Below are 18,173 nucleotides of genomic sequence, written 5' to 3'. Positions count from 1 at the left end.
GACCTCAGCCTTCTGTTATCTCTCAGTATAATAAATTATCTTGAGAATCAAAGAGGAGGGTGATGAATACGCTTCTCAATCAACCTTTCTTTACCGAAGCCCGCAAGGGGCGGGATCGCTGGACGTTTTACCTGATTACTCTGGGGTTGGCGTTCATCTTCATGGTGGTTTTGACCCTGATGGTGTTCATCCCTTTCGTGCTGGTAAATCCATCAAATGCTGTTACCGTGATGGACTTGCCTGCTCCTGCTTTATTGACCGTGACCATGTTGCCGTTTTCCGGGGTCATTCTGGCAATCTGGCTGGCACTCCGCTTTCTTCATCGGCGTCCTTTTCAGAGCCTGATCGCCCCGGCAGGACGGTTCCGCTGGCGTTTGTTCTTTACTTCTGCCTTGTTCTGGCTGGTGCTTTCTGCGCTGATGGATGGAGTCCTGTCTCTGCTTCAGCCGGGTAATTACCGCTGGACGTTTGATCCTGCGGCGTTTTTTTCTTTTTTGCCGTTTGCCCTGGTGCTGACCCCCATTCAAATTGCCGCCGAAGAACTGCTTTTCCGGGGTTACCTCATGCAGGGAATTGGAGCGCGTGCTCGTTCAATCTGGCTTCCTTTGCTGTTACCGGCGGTTTTCTTTACCGTATTGCACCTGAGCAATCCTGAAGTTGCCGAATACGGCGCAGATTGGACGGTGCCCATGTACCTGCTGATGGGACTGTTGCTGGGTTGGGTGACCCTGCGCTCCGGCGGGCTGGAACTGGCGCTGGGGTGGCATTTGGCAAATAACTGGTATGCGGGCATTTTTGTCACCTTTCCGGCAAGCGCCATTACCACTCCGGCGCTATTCACCATTCAACACTATGAGCCTCTCTGGGGCTTGATTGGTTTGATTGCCGTCAGCGCGGTGTATCTGCTGTTGCTGGAAGTGGTCAACCGCAAGGTGTTGGGCACAATTTTGTTTGCCGGGATGATTTTCCTTGCCGGGTGTTCTCCCGCGCCGCTTCAAGCACCTCTTGTCTCCACGCCGGCTGTTCCATTGGAGGATTGTACCCTGCGATCTGAACTGGTGCCGCTCATGCAGCAGGCAAAGTGCGCCGACTTGACCGTGCCGGAAGATCCCTCTAACCCTGCCGGACGGCAAATTCATCTTCATGTAGGGGTGGTCAAAGCCAAAAGTGCCAATCCGGAGCCGGACCCCATTTTCCTGCTGGCGGGTGGTCCGGGACAGGCTTCCACCATGGCATTCCCTGCGATGATTCTTCAAATGGAGCGTTTAAACCTCAAGCGCGACCTGGTAATGGTGGATCAGCGTGGCACGGGGGCTTCCTCTCCACTGTCCTGTCCGTCCGAAGAAAAACTCCCCGATCTCTGGAATCGTGGCGAGGTCATGGATCTTGATCAGGCACAGAAGGACATGGAGACTTACCTTAAGGAGTGCATGGAGCAATGGGATGCCGACTTGCGCTTTTACAATACAACCGTTTCCGCCGGAGATTTAGAACTCGTCCGTCAAAAATTGGGGTATGACAAAATCAACCTACTGGGGGTATCTTATGGGACGCGTTTGGCGCAGGAATACGCCCGTCTCTACCCCCAGCACGTGCGTACGATGATTCTTGATGGAGTGGTTCCGCCGGATTGGGTGCTGGGCGCCAGTGTACGGCGCGATGCTCAGAGGGCGCTGGAACGCATTTTTGCCCGTTGTGCCGAAGAGCCGTCCTGCCATCAAGCCTTTCCTGACCTGCAGGGAGATTTTCAAAAGGTGCTGGAAGCCCTGGAGCGTGAGCCGGTAGAGTTGACCATTCCTCATCCTGCTACAGGAGAAGATCAGACGGTAATTCTGAATCGGGTGACGGCGTCCTCGCTGATTCGTCTCATCAGTTATCAGTCGCAATTTTCTCTTTTAATCCCCTGGATGATTCATTCTGCCGCACAGGGAGATTACCGTCCGATGGCAACCCAGGCGGTATATTTACTGGGATTAGAACAAGGGATTGAAGAAGGGTTGTTTTATAGTGTGATTTGTCAGGAAGATGTGCCTTTCCTTCCCCTGGAGGGGGAACAGGGGGAGTATTATTTTCAGGATTTGCTCCCGCTCTGGCGCACCGCTTGCCAGATTTTACGCCTTCCCCCTAACGAAGCCTTTCGGCAGGATTATCCTACCCTGGAGATTCCTGTTCTGTTCATCTCCGGCGAGGTGGATCCCGTCACGCCGCCACAAAATGGAGGACAGGCAGCCAGATTCTTCCCCAATTCGTTGCACGTGGTATTCCCGAAAGAAGGGCATGGAAACTTTACTTCCGCTTGTGGACTGAATCTGACCCGTCAGGTGATTGAAAAAGGAAGCATTGAAGCGGTGGATATCACCTGTATTGAGCGTCATTCTGTGATGCCTTTCTTCTTATCGCAGAGTAGATCGGAGCCATAACTCATGATTCAAGCCGAACATCTCAAAAAATCCTTTGGAAAAGTACAGGCGGTTAAGGATGTCTCTTTTACCGCGCAGGATGGACAAATTACCGGCTTATTGGGACCCAACGGTGCGGGCAAGACAACTACCCTGCGCATTATCTACACCCTGCTCAAACCCGACAGTGGAACGGTCTTCGTGGATGGGGTTGACGTCGTTCATCAGCCCTTGGAAGCGGTGCGCCGTCTTGGTGCCCTGACCGAGGCGCATGGTTTGTACGTGCGTTTGACGGCGCGGGAAAACATCCGTTATTTTGGGCGTCTTCGTGGCATGGAAGGTGAGGCGCTGGAAAAGCGCATTGAGGAACTGTGTAAACTTCTGGAGATGCAGGACTTTATAGATCGTCGTACCGAGGGGTTCTCTAACGGTCAGCGGGTAAAAGTCTCTATTGCCCGCGCTTTGCTCCACGACCCGCAAAACGTGTTGCTGGATGAACCCACCAATGGTCTGGATGTGATGGCAACCCGCGCCATGCGCACCCTCATCCGGCGTTTGCGGGATGAGGGTAAGTGTGTGGTTTTTTCCAGCCATATCATGCAGGAAGTCTCGCTGTTGTGCGACCGATTGGTGGTCGTTGCTCATGGCGAAGTGGTGCTGGATGGCACCAAAGAGGAAATTCGCCAGAAAATGGGCACCGATAACCTCGAAGATGCGTTCGTGACAGCCATTGGCAGTGCGGAGGGCTTGGAAGAATGAAACTGATCTGGATTGTATTTCGTAAGGAATGGATCGATCACCTGCGCGATCAGCGCTCGGTTGTGAGCGCGTTAGCCAACAGTCTGTTTACACCGGTTTTCATGCTGGCAATGATACTCTTGGTGGGCAAGACCATGATGTCTATGAGTGAAGAGAAACCCGAGCCTCTCCATGTCCTGGGACAGCAGTATGCCCCTGCTTTTATGCAGTATCTGGAAGCCAACAACATAGAGATTATCCCCGCCGACGAGAACCTTGTGGAAGAGGTTCGGCAGGGTAAGGTCAAAATGGGGTTGATTATTCCCGAAGAGTATGCACAGGCTTTCCGGGAAGGGCGCCCTGCTCCAGTGGAACTGGTGATGGACACTTCGCGCCAGACCAATTTAATGGTGATGTCAAAGGTTACCCAATTAATTCAAGCCTACAGCAAAGAGGTCACTTCCCTGCGCCTAATGGCACGCGGTGTGGATCCGCTCATTCAGTTACCGATAGTTCCCAATGTTCGGGATGTCGCTACCCCGCAATCATCAGCGTTGCTTTTTATGAGCATGTTGCCTTTCTTCACTGCCATTGTGGTGTTTTCGGCTGGCGCGGGCATAATTGTGGACTCGTTGGTAGGCGAGCGGGAACGCAGTACCCTGGAACCTCTTTTGATTAATCCGGTTCGCCGTTCCTATCTGCTCATTGGCAAGGTGCTCACCTCTTTCTTCTTTGCAGTGATTGTGGTTGGGCTTTCTTTGTTTATCTTCTGGTTGGGATTTCAGGTACTTCCCATCGAAGACGCTTTTGGATTCTCAATGACCTTAAGCGCGGCTTCACTGTTCTGGATTTTTCTGCTCACCATTCCGGAAACGGCTCTGGCGGCGGTTTTACAGGCTTTTATTGCCAGTTTTGCCCGTACTTATAAGGAAGCCCAGACCTTTCTGGCAATCCTGCCTTTTGTGATCGGCATTCCCAGTGTGGTTCTGGCGTTTGTCCCCAACCCGTCAGACTTGACTCAGATTGCCATTCCCGGCTTTGGACATTCCGTGTTGTTCAATCGTCTCTTGCGCGGCGAGCCGGTGACACCCCTGGAAGTGGTGGTTTTATTACTCGTCACGCTGGTGAGTACAGGGATTATACTGTTTCTGGCGATCCGTTCGTTTGGGCGGGAACGTATCCTTTCGGGCAAGTAAATACCTTACACTTTTGCAAGAACGCCTTGAGTGCGGCTTCGCAGACTGACAATCAAGGGCAAGAGGCACTATAATAACAGCATGGATCAGCCTGTGACGGTACAAAATCGCTGGATGTTGCGAGGACAACCGGTGCAAGTCTGGATTCCGCTGGTTGCCCTCTTCCTTTACCTTGTTGTTGCGTTGGGGGTCATGCTCAACGGTGTAGCCATGGCGCTGAGGCCCAATATTGCCTCATCTGCTCCACTGGTGCTTTCCCCTTCGCTGGAAGTCCTGCAGGGAGTACCGTTCAATGCCGAGGGAGTGCAGGTCGGCGATCGCATTCTCAGTGTGAACGGTGTTCCTGTCGGCTCCCGGGCGGAATGGTATCGCGCCCTGCGCCATGCTCTACCTGATTCCCCACTCTCCGTTCAGGTTTTTCGCAACGGCGAAACGCTTTCCCTTTCTCTCCCATCCTCCTCTTTCAGGAGGGTATCATCCCGGCAATCCTTTTTTGCCGCTTTGCTGGTAGCGGTGGTGTACTGGGTGGCGGCGGCCTGGATGCTGTGGGTGCGCCGGGGACGGACTTCAGGAAGGTGGTTGGCGTTCTTCTTCTTGTCTGTGGCTACTGCCTGTGCCGGGTTAGTCGATTGGAGTACCGTTCAGCAATTTGTACCGCTGTGGTTGCTTTCTCTGGCGCTGACAGGCGGTACGGCAGTTGGGCTCACCCTGTATTTCCCGCGCGAAGACGTGGTGTTGCACCGTGCAGGCTGGGTGATTTGGGTGGCTTTTCTGCCGGGACTGCTGGCGTTTGGGCTGGCGCTTCAGGGTTATCTTAATTCACAACCGAATCAGTTTACTCTGGGGTTCCGGGCGTTAATCATCCTGCTGGCGCTTGCGGCGATTTTCGCGTTTGGTTGGATGCTTTTCCGCCGCCGGCGTGCTCTCACGCCGGTAGAGCGCGAACAACTTCGCCACGCATTGTTGGGGGGAGTGGTTGCCTTTACCCCGCTGGTGGTGTACTGGATCCTCAGCCTGTTCCGTGCGGTGAATGCCCCTTCAGCCCTGGTGTTGTTGCCTTTGATGATCTTCCCGGCGGTCATCGGGTACACCATTCAGCGTTACCGCCTTACCCAAACCGAGTTTGTCCTCAGCCGTGCCCTGCTCTATGGCGGCATGGCGGTGCTGATTGCCGTGGGCTATGCTCTGCTGGTGACCGGATTATCGCTGGTTGCCGGGCAGTTGCTGAGCGTGTATCAGCCAGTTTTGCTGGGGTTAATTTTCTTCGTTCTTGCCCTGGTATTCGTCCCTCTGAGAAATTCCCTGCAGCATACGGTGGATGCGGTGTTCTTCCGGGGTCAGCATGTCTTTCAGGAACGTTTGCAAACCTTTTCCGGCGAACTGACCCGCGCGGTGGAGTTAAAAGCCATTCTTGCGGTTCTGCGCCGTTATCTGGAAGAAGCCCTGATGCCGGGGCATTTGCACGTTTTTGTCTATGATGCCCTGAGCGATCAATATGTGGCAACCCCCGGTGCCGATGGGAGACTGACCAGCGATTTGCGTTTTGCTCCCACCAGCCCGCTGGTGCAGATGCTGGCAGCGCGTCGCGGTCCTGTACTGTACAACGATCAGGAAAGTATTCCGGTAGCCATGCAGGCAGAGCGCGCGCGTATCGAATTACTGGGCGCAACCCTTTTCATCCCTCTTCCCGGGCGGGAACGTCTTTCCGGATGGGTAGTGCTGGGGGAACGCACGACCGGCGAACCCTATACCCCGCGTGAACTGGGTTATGCTGAAGCGCTGTGCGATCAGGCAGCCTTAGCCATTGAGCGCGCTCAGGTGCTGGCAAACATGGAGAACCGCGTGCGCCAGATGAATGTGTTGACCCGTGTGGCGCAGGGCGTGAATGTGACTCCCGGTTTGGATGACATTCTGGAGTTAATTTACGCTCAAACCAGCCAGATCATTACCTGTGATGAATTCCGTATCATGCTCCACGATGAGCAGAATGACATGTACACCTATGCTTTCTATCTGGAGCAGGATGAGCGCATCTCCGCCAAAGAAAACAAGCCCGTGCCTGCTGGCCAGGCGCTCGAACAGGAAGTTATCCGCCTGCAACGCGCCATCCGAACCGATGATTACAACCGTGAGGTTCAGCGGCGCGGCGTAGGCGAACCCCGTCCGGGAGTGTTTGCCTATCTGGCAGTTCCGCTGAATACTGGTGCGCGCACCATCGGCGCGTTGAGCCTGTTCAGCAAAGACCCGCGTGTGGAATATACCCCCGAGCAGGAAAACCTGGCACAGTCCATTGCCAATCAGGTAGCCGGTGCCATCGTCAAAGCCCGCTTGCTTGAAGAAACCGAGCGCCGCGCCCTGCAGTTGACCACCCTCAACGAGATGACCCGCCAGTTGACCTCTACGCTGGAACTGGAACCCCTGCTTCAGAACATTCTGCGTTCGGCGGTGGATATCCTCTCCTGCGATGCCGGGAGTCTCTTGTTGATTGATGAAGCCACCGAGGAACTGGTCTTCCGTGTTGTAGTCAGCCCGGTTGCCAACACCCTGCTCAACCGCCGATTGCCCCCCGGAAAAGGGGTGGTAGGGCAAGCCGTTAAGAGCCGCCAGCCCATCATTGTTAATGACGTCAGCAAGTATCCGGAGTGGTTTAGCCAGACGGATCGGCAGACGGGGTACTTTACCCATGCTTTGCTGGCAATCCCGTTGATGGTTAAGGACAAGGTTATTGGAGTCATCGAGGTAATTAACAAGAAAGATGGCTCGGCCTTTACCCGCGATGATCAGGACCTGCTATCGGCGTTTGCCGCTCAGGCGGCGGTGGCAATTGAGAACGCCCGCCTGTACACCATGACTGATCAGGCGCTGGCAGAGCGTGTGGAAGAACTGTCCATCATGCAGCGCATTGACCGCGAGTTAAATACCAGTCTGGACACCACCCGCGCCATGCGCACGACCCTGGAATGGGCAATGCGCCGCAGCGGTGCCCAAGCCGGTTTAATCGGTATTTTGCAGGAAAATGGTTTGCGTATCATGGCTTCTCAGGGTTATGCCGATGAACTGGAACCCTTCCAGAATGCGCCGCTACCGCTGGAACAGTACAATCTAGATGAGGCGTTGCAGGAAGCCGTGCCCATGCGCCGTTCTTTGACAGAAGAAGATGGCGCCCGCCTGTTGCGTTCTGCCCGCTCGCAAATTCTTATTCCCATCCGCCGCGAGACCAACACCATTGGGGTGATTTTGCTGGAGAGCACCTCGCCCGAGCAGGCATCTGAAGAAATCATGGACTTCCTCTCCCGCCTGAGTGATCACGCTTCCATTGCCATTTTCAATGCTCAGTTGTATCAGGCGGTGCAGAACGCCAACCTTGCCAAGAGTGAGTTTGTGTCCTTTGTGGCGCATGAATTGAAAAACCCGATGACCTCGGTGAAGGGGTACACCGAATTACTTGCTGCGGGTGCGGTGGGACCCGTCAACGAGGCGCAGGCAAACTTCCTCAACACCATCCGCGCCAACATCGAGCGTATGAACACGCTGGTCTCCGACCTCAACGACCTCTCCAAAATCGAGGTTGGGCGCTTGCGTCTGGAATTCAAAGCCGTCTCGCTTGCCGAGGTGGTTGAGGGGGTGGTGCGTTCCACCCGCCGCCAGATTGACGAAAAGAAGCAAACGCTGGAAATTGCCATCCCGGCTGATTTACCCCCCGCATGGGCAGACCGTACCCGCCTGGAGCAGGTACTGGTCAATCTGGTCAGCAATGCCCACAAGTACACCCCACAGGGCGGGCATATTCTGGTGGCGGCTGAACGGGCAAAGAATGTCTGGAATCCGGAAGGTGTGCCCGAGGTGATTCACGTGTGGGTGAAAGACGACGGCATTGGGATCAGCGAGGAAGACCAGAAAAAGATTTTCCAGAAGTTCTTCCGCTCTGAAGACCCCAAGACGCGCGAAGTGCCCGGTACTGGCTTGGGCTTGAACATTACCAAGAGTCTGGTGGAAATGCAGGGCGGGAATATCTGGTTTGAGAGTGAATTCCGCAAAGGCACGACTTTCCACTTTACCGTGCCCATCTCCCAGCAGTGATGAGGGATGTCCATGACGAGAATTGCTGTGTATGGTGTAGGTCAGGGTTTGGATGGGCGCGATGCCGCCATGAAAGCCACGCAGAAAGCGCTGGATCAACTGGGGGCATTGCGTCCGGCGCTTGGAATCGTCTTTGCCTCTGAAGAGTTTGACCTCGGCGAAGTTGCCAGCGGCATGGCGGGGTTGCTGGGAGAAACGCCCTTGTGGGGAATGAGCACGGTGCGCCCGCTGGCTGGAGATCGCGAAGTGCCCCGTTCGGTGGTAGTAGCGCTGGTTGCGGGGGGTGACCTCAAAGCCCAGGCGCACTTCTGGAACACTTTTGCGCTTGATAGTACCGAAACTGCCCGACAGGTGATGCGCCATTTCCGCAGTGACCTGATGCTCCCCCAGGCGGTGCTTCTTGCCGCTGATGGTGTCAATGGCACACTGGCGCCGCTTTGTTCCATGCTGGCAGATTTGCCGGTTGCCGTAGGCGGAGGGTTGGCATCGGGTGGGTTTTCCTCTGGAAAAACGGCTGTGGTAGGGCGGGGACAGGCAGGGCACAGCGCGCTGTCCACGGTGACTCTGGGGGGACGCTTCCGCCTGGGGACGGGAAGTGGGCATGGCTGGCGTGATACCGGTTTGCACGCTACTATTGGCAAGACCCGCGATGTGTGGGTTCAAACCATCGAAGATCGTCCGGCGGTGGAACTGTACGTGCAATATTTTGGGCATGAGCCGCGTGAGTGGGCTTATCCCCCGCTTAATGAGGTGGTGCGCCTGTATCCCCTGGGCATCGAGAACAATGGCAATCTGCTGGTGCGTTCTCCACTTCGGGTGGAGGTGGATGGTAGCCTGCGCATGAGCGCCGTGGTGCCTTCGGGCAGTGTAGCCCATCTTATGCTGGGCGACCCGCAAGCCTGTCTTGAATCCGCTGAAGCAGCCGTGCGCCATGCGCTGGATGAAATTGGACCCGCGCGCCCGCTGATTGCCCTGGCGCTGGTGGACCTTGCCTGGTTGCAATTGTTCAATATGCGCTCCGGACAAATTGTGGCGACCATTCAGGATACCCTGGGGAGCATTCCCGTGATAGGGGGATATTCCCTCGGACAGATTGCCCGTCCGGCAATCAATTATGCCCCAATGATTTATAATCAGAGCGTGACCATCCTGATTCTGGCTTCACAGGAGTAGAATCATACCCATATGCCCCGGAAACGGGTCAGAATCATTTTTAATCCCATTGCCAACTTTGGGCGTTCCTGGGCAATTGCCTCTTCCCTGCGCCCCTTGCTGACCGAACTGGGCGGCGCCGAGTGGACAGGAACGGTGTACCCTACCCATGCGGTGGAACTGGCGCGCCAGGCAGGTGAGGATGGCGTGGAGACGATCATTGCCATGGGGGGGGATGGTACGGTGCATGAAATTGTCAACGGGCTGATGCAACTCCCCCCCGAAAAACGCCCGGTGCTTGCTATTGTGCCGGTGGGCACCGGCAATGACTTTGCTCACAGCCTGGGAATTTCGTCCGACCCGGAGATTGCCCTGCGGCAGGCATTCTCCGCTCCCACCCATGCGGTGGATATTGCCCACATCCGCGATAATCGCGGGCATGAAGAGTACTGGGTGAACTCACTGGGAATCGGCTTTGATGCAGTGATTAACATCCGCTCGCGGCGCATCCCTGTGTTTCAGGGCTTTCTGGTGTATTTTCTGGCGCTTTTGCAAGCCGTCCTGCTGGATTACACCCCCTACCATGCGCATTTCCGTACTGATCAGGAAGAGTGGGAAGAGAATCTGTTAATGACCATTCTGGGCAACGGCAGGCGCGAAGGCGGAGGCTTCCAGATTGCCCCTCGTGCCAGTGTGCGCGACGGCGCCATTGATTTCTGTGCCGTGCGCACCATTCCCCGTATGATGATGTTTTACACGGTGCCCTATTTCCTCAAGGGAACTCAGGAAAGTCTTTCTTATGTCCGCTCGGGGCAGTTGCGCCGACTGGAATTGCACAGCGACCGTCCGCTTTTCATTCATACCGATGGGGAAATTTATGCCGCTTACCATTCTACAGTGCGGAATTTGACCGTTGAGGCGGTACCTTCGGCAATCCGCGTGGTAGCCCCGGCACTGGAGGGTTGATATATGCCCCTGCTGATGGATGTGCTTAGCGGACGCGATTTGGGCTTCCTGAAAATGGTAGCCCAGGCATGGGGCATTGAACTGCATGGGGACGATCGTGCCGCAGTGTTAAATCAGGTGATTGAGGGCATTCTTCAGCATGAGTGGCGGGATGAGGTGCTGGAAACGCTCCCCGAACGCGCCCGGCAGGCGTTGCAGTTGCTGGCGCAAAACGGCGGACGGCTTTCCTGGGCTGTCTTCACCCGCCGCTTTGGGGAAGTACGTCCTTTCGGTCCCGGCAAGCGGGAGAAGGAACGCCCGGATCTCAATCCCATTTCCCCAGCCGAGGTGTTGTGGTACCGTGCCATGATTGGCAGGGCGTTTCTTCAGCAACCCGGCGAAAGAGAGCCGGTGGAATTTGCCTATATCCCCGATGACCTGCTGGATGTACTTCACCCGCTCACTCAGCCAGATGAGCATCCTTTTGGACGTCCAGCCTCTCCGGGGGAGGTGGAACAGCCTGTTGTGGTGAATGATGATCTTCTGGATGATTTATGTACTTATCTGGCAGGACTTCGCGCCGGAATTGCGGAAGAGGAGTTAAAGAAACATCTCCTGCGTCCGATGAATACCCCATTCTGGCAAGCCCTTCTCCGTTCTGCAGGCTTGCTCGACCCGCAGGGACAGCCTGTTGCCGAGCCGGTGCGTGCATTTCTGGAAGCCCCGCGCGGAGAGGCGCTTGCCCTGCTGGTTTCTGCCTGGAAATCTTCCGAATCCTTCAACGAACTGCGCCTGATGCCCGGACTTATCTGCGAAGGAGATTGGCAGAATGACGCTCTGCGCGCCCGTCAGAAAGTGCTGGAACGTCTGCAGTCTCTTCCTGTGGGAAGTTGGTGGAGTTTGGCGGCATTTGTGCGCGCTTTCCGCGAGGAAGACCCCGACTTTCAGCGTCCGGCGGGCGATTACGATTCCTGGTTTATCCGCCGGGCTTCTGATGGTGTGTACTTGCGTGGGATTGCCTCGTGGGATGAAGTGGACGGGGCGCTCATTCGCTTTATGCTGGTGGAGATCCTGTATCCTCTGGGTGTAGTGGACCTGGCAAAGCACGCCCATGAGGATGTGGTGAGTGCTTTTCGTCTCTCCGGATGGGCAGAAAGTTTGCTTCAGGGGAGCGCTCCGCAGGGATTGCCTGCCGAGACGGGCAAATTAAAGGTGTTCTCTTCCGGTGTGATGATTGCTGAACGTACGCTCTCGCGAGCCGTGCGCTATCAGGTTGCCCGTTTCTGCGAATGGGATGAGTTGACCCAGGGAGAATATCGCTACCGGGTCACCGCGCGCAGTCTGGAGCGCGCCGCGGCTCAGGGACTGCGTCCGCGCATGCTGGTTGCTCTGTTGCGCAAGCAGGTCGAGAAAACCGCGCTCCCTCCCTCCCTGATTCAAGGGTTGGAACGCTGGGAAAGTGCTGGCACGCAGGCAAGTTTTCAGCATGCTACACTTTTGCGGGTGGCTTCGCCTGAGGTGTTGACCGCCTTAAAACGCTCCCGCGCCGCCCGTTTTCTGGGGGAGGAACTTTCTCCCACTGTGGTACTGGTGCGGCGCGGGGCAGAAGATAAGGTGCGCGAGGCGCTGGTCGAGTTGGGTTACTTCTCCGCCTTAGCGGATGACGAGCAAGTTCCCTGAACTGCGCCCTTCAATTTCCGGGAAGTACACCGAGTAAGCCCGTGCGGGAATCACCTGGAACTCACCGCCAAAGGTAGGAATCAGGCGGTAGATGAGTGTGTAAGTTCCGGCGGGCAGATACGAGGCAAACCAGCGGATGGTTTGATCGCTGATGCGTGGCTGATTAAACCACCACCAACCCCAGCCTTCCCTTAAAGGACTTTGCAAATCATAGATGGGGGACTCCGGGTTAGGGGGCACTTGCGAGGTTTTCAGGCGCGGGTTGAGGGCTTCCGTGCCTGCGGGGAAGGTGTCTTCCACTACCACATTGTACAGGTCCTGCGGCACGGTGACGGTCAGGCGGACGAGCAGTTCGGTACTCAGCCCACGGGTGATTTCTATAACGGGCTGGCAAACCTGTTCGGTGCAGGGCTGGGTGCTGTCAAAGTACTCCCGCTGGACAAAAAGTCCTCTGGAAACCGGTGGTGCTTCGGCGGCGTCCCGTCCCACAGCAAGATAAGTGCGGTAATACAGTCTGCCGTCGCCTGGCTCGCGGCGGATACGCAGGGCATTAGGTGAGTCGGGAAGCAAACCGCTCAACGGAATGGCGGCGGTGACCGGGTTGAGAGCGTCGGCGGGGGTGCTGGCGCTCCCCAATGCTACCACACTGCCGTTCAACTCAGCCGAGTAGGCAAAGTTGGCGCGCAAATCGCCGGTAGAGCGCAGGGCTTCGGTCAGGGCAAGGATGGCCCAGGCGGTATCGTAAGAACAGTACCACCCGCCGTCCGGTTGACGGTTCATCACCAGATAGCGCACGGCATCGGGAATCAGCGCGCTGGAAGGCTCAAAGCGCGACAGTCCGTACACCACCACGGCGGTGTTGCTGATGGGCGTTTGTCCGATGAAGGAAGAAGCCTCCATACTCTGCCAGAAAGCACCGCTGGCGCTGCGTTGCGCACCTGCCAGCAGTTCCTGAATGAGCGTTTTGGCGTTTTCATCTCCCGGGTTGAGATTTTCCATTGCCAGGGCAAGGAAAGTTTGTCCGGCGGGGGAGAGGCGATTGCGCAACCAGTACAGGCTGGTTAACCCGACAGGATCATCCCCCCACAGGCTGAGGACATATCCCTGAAATGCGGTATTCTCCAGGGTGAAAGTGTCGGTCTCTTCGTTAATCTCAACCCCACCATGATTCTCCGCAAGCCAGTTCCGTACCCGTTGAATCAGGCTTTCGTCAACGGCATAATCCTGCTGGGCGGCAAGGTGCAGTGCCAGCAGTGCATAAGCGGTCAGACGCGGGTCTCCCTCATAGGCATCGGGCATCCAGCCCCAGTAGCCGTTGTAGCGTTCGTTTTGAATCAAACTGCGCAGGTCGGCGCGGATGGCTTTCTCCAGGCGGTTTTGCAAATCGGGGGTGGGCAGGTTGAAATCCTTCAGAGCCCGGTAGGTTGCCAGGTTTGCCATCAGACGGGAGACCACAGTTTCATTCCAATCGGTGGGGTATGCCTTGAAGGCTTCCAGTCCGCTCAGCACACTCCCCGCCAGGGAGGGGCTGAGTTCAATGCGCAGTTCGCCGCCGGTGGGCTGGAAGGTGCGCGGCAGGCTCACTACCTCCAGGCGTTCTCCACCCTGCGCCAGTACTCCCGCACTGGCATAGGTTTGATAGGCGGTAAAGCGCAACACCGGGATGGGTGCCAGTTCGGAGCGGGTGGCATCGCTGTATTCATCTGTCACAACGCGGAAGATGGGGTCAATGCTGGCTACATCCTCCACCCGCACCCACCAGTCCACCCGCGTTCGCCCGTTGGCAGGCAGTTCCACCGTTTGGGTGGCTTGAGCGGGGTCATCCAGTGTCAAACCGGCGGCATTCAAACTTACCTGCGCGGTGCGCGCTTGGGGGGTGTTGTTTGCTACCAGTGCACCTATCTGCAAGTGATCGCCCACGACCAGGAAGCGTGGGATGACCGGCATGACCAGCACCGGACGGCTTACAATCAGTTCAGCAGTGCTACTTCCTACCTGTGAATCGCCGGTAACGCCACGTACATCCACCACCCAGGTCGTCAGGTTATCGGGCAGACGTACCGGAAGAGAAGCACGTCCCTGGGCATCGGTTTCCACAGTGGCAAACCAGACCGCCGTATCCTCGAAACGGCTGCGGGTTTCTGGGGAGACAGCCATTTCACCACCGCCGCCCCCTCCGCCACCGCGTCCCATACTGACCTCAATTTGATGCGGGATGAAATGTGCCAGTGGCAGGTGGGTTCTGACCAACAGATAGACTTCCCCGTAGAACATCTCCTCAATGGTGGGCTCTTTTTCCGGGCTGAGCGCCAGCACCGCTTTATCCACCATTGCCAGAGAGAACTCTCCCTGTACCGGTATGCCTTCAGAGTCGCTCAGTTTTACTTCCAGGGTCACCTCCTGTCCCGGTGCAACCGGAGAGGGAGGCAAGCCAATTTCCACATTCAACAACAGGGCATTGGGTTTCACCGGAATCTCGACATAGCCAGCGCGGTAATCTGGCTGTCCGTCGGAGGTACGTCCCAGCAGGATGACCGAGGCAAACACTTTGGGGGCATCGCGCTCTTCGATGGGCAGTCTGAAGGTGGCAATTCCAGACTCTAGTCTCACCACGTACGAACGCAGCACCCGCCCGCGCTCGACGGTAATCAATGCCAGTGTATCCTCATTAAAGGGGTTGGGAATGCTCAGCACGGCGTTATCTCCGGGGGTATATTCCCGGGCGTCTTTGTCAATGGGAATTCCCCGATCCGGGCTGGGACTGGAGAGAGGCGCGCCTGCTCCGCTCACCCAGATCATCACCTCGGTGAGGGCGTGCCCGCCTTGCAGAGTAAGCATGTAGATGCCGGCTTCCAAGGGGGTGAATTCCACCCGTGCTCTGCCTTTCTCATCGGTGCGCAGGTCGGTGCGTGCCACGGGAGTGAGAATGCGCTCGTACTCCGGACGTCCATACGGCGCGTTGCTTTCCACCGCCTGCCATTCTACCCGGCTGAAGACTGCCGAGAGATCAAGGTTACCGGTTGGGTTGCCTTCCCAGTCCACTGTCAGGATGGAAAAGCCCGCTGGTTCACTGGCGCGCACGCTCCACGCTTCAGGTTTGGCGCCAATTTCGAAAGGCTCCGGGTGCAGGACAACCTCAGTCTGTGCGCTCAGGCGCAACTGACTCTCGTCGCTCATGTACACTTCCAGAATCAGGCGGTGGCGCTGCGTGGGGTTCAGTTGGGCAAATTGCTCCGGCGTCACACGAATTTGCGCCGTGCCGTTTTTGCCGGTAGTACCGGAACCATCTGCAATGTACGTAAACGGATACATGACGCCTTTGTACATGCGCAACCAGCCTGCATCGTATGAGCCTGCATGGTAGCCGCCGGGCAGGTAAGACATTTCGGAGATGGCTTTCAAGGTCCAGCGGAATTCCAGATCCGATACCGGCGCACCAAAATAATATGTGGCGGAGAGGGTGGTGAGGAAATCTTCCCCCAGCAGAATTTCCGGGCTTTGCGGGCTCAGGGTAAGTTCAAACAGCGGTTTGCGGTAGTAAGCTACCTGGAAGGACTTGCTGGCTTTCCATTCCGGAATCTCAATGGAATACCAGCCCTCTAGCGCATCATCCGGCAGGTTAAACTCTCCGCTCAGGGTGCCGTTAGGGCTGAGGGTTAACCGCATGGTCGAAGCCGGGGAGCGCGTTCCCAAACCATCGTAGGGAGAAAGCAGTTGCACTTCTACTTCGCCGGGTTCAGGCAGGGTGTAGCGGTAATCGTTCTGATAGCGGAAGATACCCTTGAAATACACCGTTTGCCCGGGGCGGTAAATGGGGCGGTCGGTGTAGAGATAGACAAATTCCCGGCGTGCGTAGTATGCCTGCGAAATACCCGCTTCCCATGGAGGTACCGCGGCGCGCATCTCTGTGGTGGCTATGGAAAAATCGGCGCTTCCCGGGCTACCGCTGGTAGCGAACAAATACGAGGGAGGCTCTTCAAAGTAAGGTAAGTCCACGGTGCAAATTCCCTGAGCGTCGGTGGTGCATTCTCCCAGATTTGTCCATTCGTTCTGGGATGCCTGCCCGATAGAAATCCGTAACCCGGCTACCGGGCTCTCGTCCGGCAAACTCACCGCCCAGAGATGTGCCTGATCGGGGCTGACTTTCAGCGTCAGATGGATGCGTGAACTGATGAGATAGTAATTCGAAGAAGCGCTTTGATCTGCTCCCGGCGCCGCAGAGAACAACCAGTAAATGCCGGGTGGAAGGGGGTTGCCATCGGGTGAAACGTTCAGGTTGACCCGCTGGCTCTGGTTTGGCGCTACATCAAAGGTGCGGGTAAAGGAACGCCTTTGTTTATACGAGGGGGCTTCACCGAGGACCATGGAGGTCATGAACTCGTCTACGCTCAATTCGGTGAACGAAAACCGCACCGAAGATAACCCGGTGACCCGGGCAGGGGTAACCGGATTCCCTGCCGGTAAAAAGACTATCTGCGAATAATCTGCTGGGGCTTCCAGAATCAATGAGGGAGGCAGTTTGTTGGTGGTCATTTTCAAAGCCAGCGGCGTGCCCAGCACCTGCCCGTAGCGGTCGCGCAGATTGCTATCCACAAAAATGGTATAAGTGGTGGATGGGGAAAAGATTCCGAAGTATCCTATCGAATATTTACTCTCATAGTGTATGTCCAGCGAGGTAACCGGCGGATCGAAGCGAATGAGTTTTTTCAGGTCTTGCTCAGGGTCAAGCGGCGAAGTAAAGGTAAGCGTCCCATAACCATACCCGTAGTTGATGTTCATCAGATCTCCCGGAGCAGGTCTGGTGGTGCTGAGCGCAAAATCTTGCAGGGTGAGCATCGAAAGCGTGTAAGGACTTCCCAGCGGCTGCCCGCCCCGAGAGCGGGTTTCAGAAGCCAGGGTCAGGGTGTACACCGCATTGCGGGAGAGCCATTGATCAGGTTTGAATGTGAAGACCGTTTTTTCTTCGTTCCATTCCACTTTGCCAGACACGGGATTGCTTTGAGGGTCCAGCAGGCGCAGGTTCTCGGCAACGCTGGCTGTATCCATGGGCTGGTTGAAGGTGAGGGTTATTTCACCTTGCAGTTCCAACTGTTCGGTATCGGGATTTCGCGGGTAGGTAATCGAGATAACCCTGGGCAGGGCGGTAGTGAATTGCCACTCGGCGGGCTGCAGGTTGTTCAGTTCCAGAGGCAGACCTTCAATGCTTTGCAAGTCAGGATTGATTTGTACGGTGTAGGTCTGCCCGCCTTGCAGTGCCGGCTCTGGGTAGAAGATGTATGTGCTGGTATTGAGCCATTCTCCGCGCCCTTCGGCAATCGGGGAGAGGGTAAAGGCGGCGGGCAGACCGGCTGGGTCGGCGCCAAGGGGAACAATCGGACGGTTAAAGGTCACCACGATGGCAGAGTCGGGGCGAATGTCTTCGGAGTTAGGGGCGGGGATGCGTTCTGCGACTTTCAGCGCGGTGGCGACGCGGTAACGCAGGCTGATAGTTTCTTGCAGGGCTTTACCGTTGGCGGCACGGGCGCTGGTTTCCAAGGTAATTTCAATTTCTGTGCCTGGTGCCCAGGGCTGGTCGGGGATGAAGCGCACGGTGGCGTCATCCAGCCACTCGAAGCGTCCTGCCAGCGGCGGACTGCCGCGGAAAGCCCCTTCCACGCTCAGACGTTCCATGGGCTGGTTGAAATAAAAGGTCAAACTGGAATTGGGGGCAATCTCACTGCCGATAAAAGGGTCGGTTTCAACAATTGTGGGGGGTAAATCTTCCTGTAAACGCGGTTTATCGCTTTGAATGGGAGCGGGAGGTTGTGTGGGTGAGGCTTCTGTTGGGGTGGGTTGGGTCTGCCCCGGAAGCCATGCCGGCAGGGAACATGCCATGCTCACCAGCAGAATCACAGAAATCAGCACAAAAAACGGAGATTTCGGGCGAAGAGATGAGGAAACCATACTGTTCCTTCTTTCTTTTCTGTGGCAGGTTAAAGGACGT

General features: G+C 56.3%; 8 protein-coding genes. 7 read left to right on the top strand and 1 reads right to left on the bottom strand.

Translation table 11 applies throughout. The features are described from left to right. The first annotated feature begins 62 nt into the window (after positions 1 to 62). The 7 genes from ANT_RS12825 (at position 63) to ANT_RS12795 (ending at position 12,190) form a co-directional block, all read left to right on the top strand. The gene (locus ANT_RS12825) at positions 63 to 2,420 is read left to right on the top strand and encodes an alpha/beta fold hydrolase (RefSeq protein WP_041455042.1); all 2,358 of its coding nucleotides are present in this window, start codon (positions 63 to 65) and stop codon (positions 2,418 to 2,420) included. Between the two features lie 3 nt (positions 2,421 to 2,423). Then, a complete protein-coding gene (locus tag ANT_RS12820) occupies positions 2,424 to 3,158 on the top strand; it encodes an ABC transporter ATP-binding protein (protein ID WP_013560953.1) in 735 nt (244 codons plus the stop codon). Continuing rightward, positions 3,155 to 4,333, top strand: a complete 1,179-nt coding sequence (locus ANT_RS12815; RefSeq protein WP_013560952.1) for an ABC transporter permease — start codon at positions 3,155 to 3,157, stop codon at positions 4,331 to 4,333. Before ANT_RS12820 ends, ANT_RS12815 begins: the two co-directional genes overlap by 4 nt. An 81-nt stretch (positions 4,334 to 4,414) precedes the next feature. Beyond that, positions 4,415 to 8,413: a GAF domain-containing protein gene (locus tag ANT_RS12810; protein ID WP_041455041.1), complete on the top strand. Its 3,999-nt coding sequence runs from the start codon at positions 4,415 to 4,417 to the stop codon at positions 8,411 to 8,413. Positions 8,414 to 8,425: 12 nt separating this feature from the next. Next, positions 8,426 to 9,586 carry an FIST signal transduction protein gene (locus ANT_RS12805; protein ID WP_041455040.1) on the top strand — a complete coding sequence of 387 codons (1,161 nt, stop codon included), beginning with the start codon at positions 8,426 to 8,428 and terminating at the stop codon, positions 9,584 to 9,586. Between the two features lie 12 nt (positions 9,587 to 9,598). After that, entirely contained in the window at positions 9,599 to 10,531 is a 933-nt protein-coding gene (locus ANT_RS12800) for a diacylglycerol/lipid kinase family protein (protein WP_013560949.1), read from the top strand. Between the two features lie 3 nt (positions 10,532 to 10,534). Beyond that, positions 10,535 to 12,190 (top strand): helicase-associated domain-containing protein, encoded by a 1,656-nt coding sequence (locus tag ANT_RS12795; RefSeq protein ID WP_013560948.1) that lies wholly within the window; start codon positions 10,535 to 10,537, stop codon positions 12,188 to 12,190. Here ANT_RS12795 and ANT_RS12790 read toward each other — a convergent pair. Continuing rightward, a complete protein-coding gene (locus ANT_RS12790) occupies positions 12,164 to 18,133 on the bottom strand; it encodes an Ig-like domain-containing protein (protein ID WP_013560947.1) in 5,970 nt (1,989 codons plus the stop codon). The two genes, ANT_RS12795 and ANT_RS12790, sit on opposite strands and share 27 nt — an antisense overlap. Positions 18,134 to 18,173: the final 40 nt, after the last annotated feature.

Source organism: Anaerolinea thermophila UNI-1 (assembly GCF_000199675.1).
Lineage (GTDB): Bacteria > Chloroflexota > Anaerolineae > Anaerolineales > Anaerolineaceae > Anaerolinea > Anaerolinea thermophila.
This window is presented reverse-complemented; position numbering and strand designations above follow the sequence as displayed.

Bases quoted from the DNA above. Each gene is read 5' to 3' on its own strand.
- ANT_RS12800 (WP_013560949.1), top strand. From the start codon at position 9,599: ATGCCCCGGAAACGGGTCAGAATCATTTTTAATCCCATTGCCAACTTT.
- ANT_RS12810 (WP_041455041.1), top strand. From the start codon at position 4,415: ATGGATCAGCCTGTGACGGTACAAAATCGCTGGATGTTGCGAGGACAA.
- ANT_RS12825 (WP_041455042.1), top strand. From the start codon at position 63: ATGAATACGCTTCTCAATCAACCTTTCTTTACCGAAGCCCGCAAGGGG.
- ANT_RS12820 (WP_013560953.1), top strand. From the start codon at position 2,424: ATGATTCAAGCCGAACATCTCAAAAAATCCTTTGGAAAAGTACAGGCG.
- ANT_RS12790 (WP_013560947.1), bottom strand. From the start codon at position 18,133: ATGGTTTCCTCATCTCTTCGCCCGAAATCTCCGTTTTTTGTGCTGATT.
- ANT_RS12795 (WP_013560948.1), top strand. From the start codon at position 10,535: ATGCCCCTGCTGATGGATGTGCTTAGCGGACGCGATTTGGGCTTCCTG.
- ANT_RS12815 (WP_013560952.1), top strand. From the start codon at position 3,155: ATGAAACTGATCTGGATTGTATTTCGTAAGGAATGGATCGATCACCTG.
- ANT_RS12805 (WP_041455040.1), top strand. From the start codon at position 8,426: ATGACGAGAATTGCTGTGTATGGTGTAGGTCAGGGTTTGGATGGGCGC.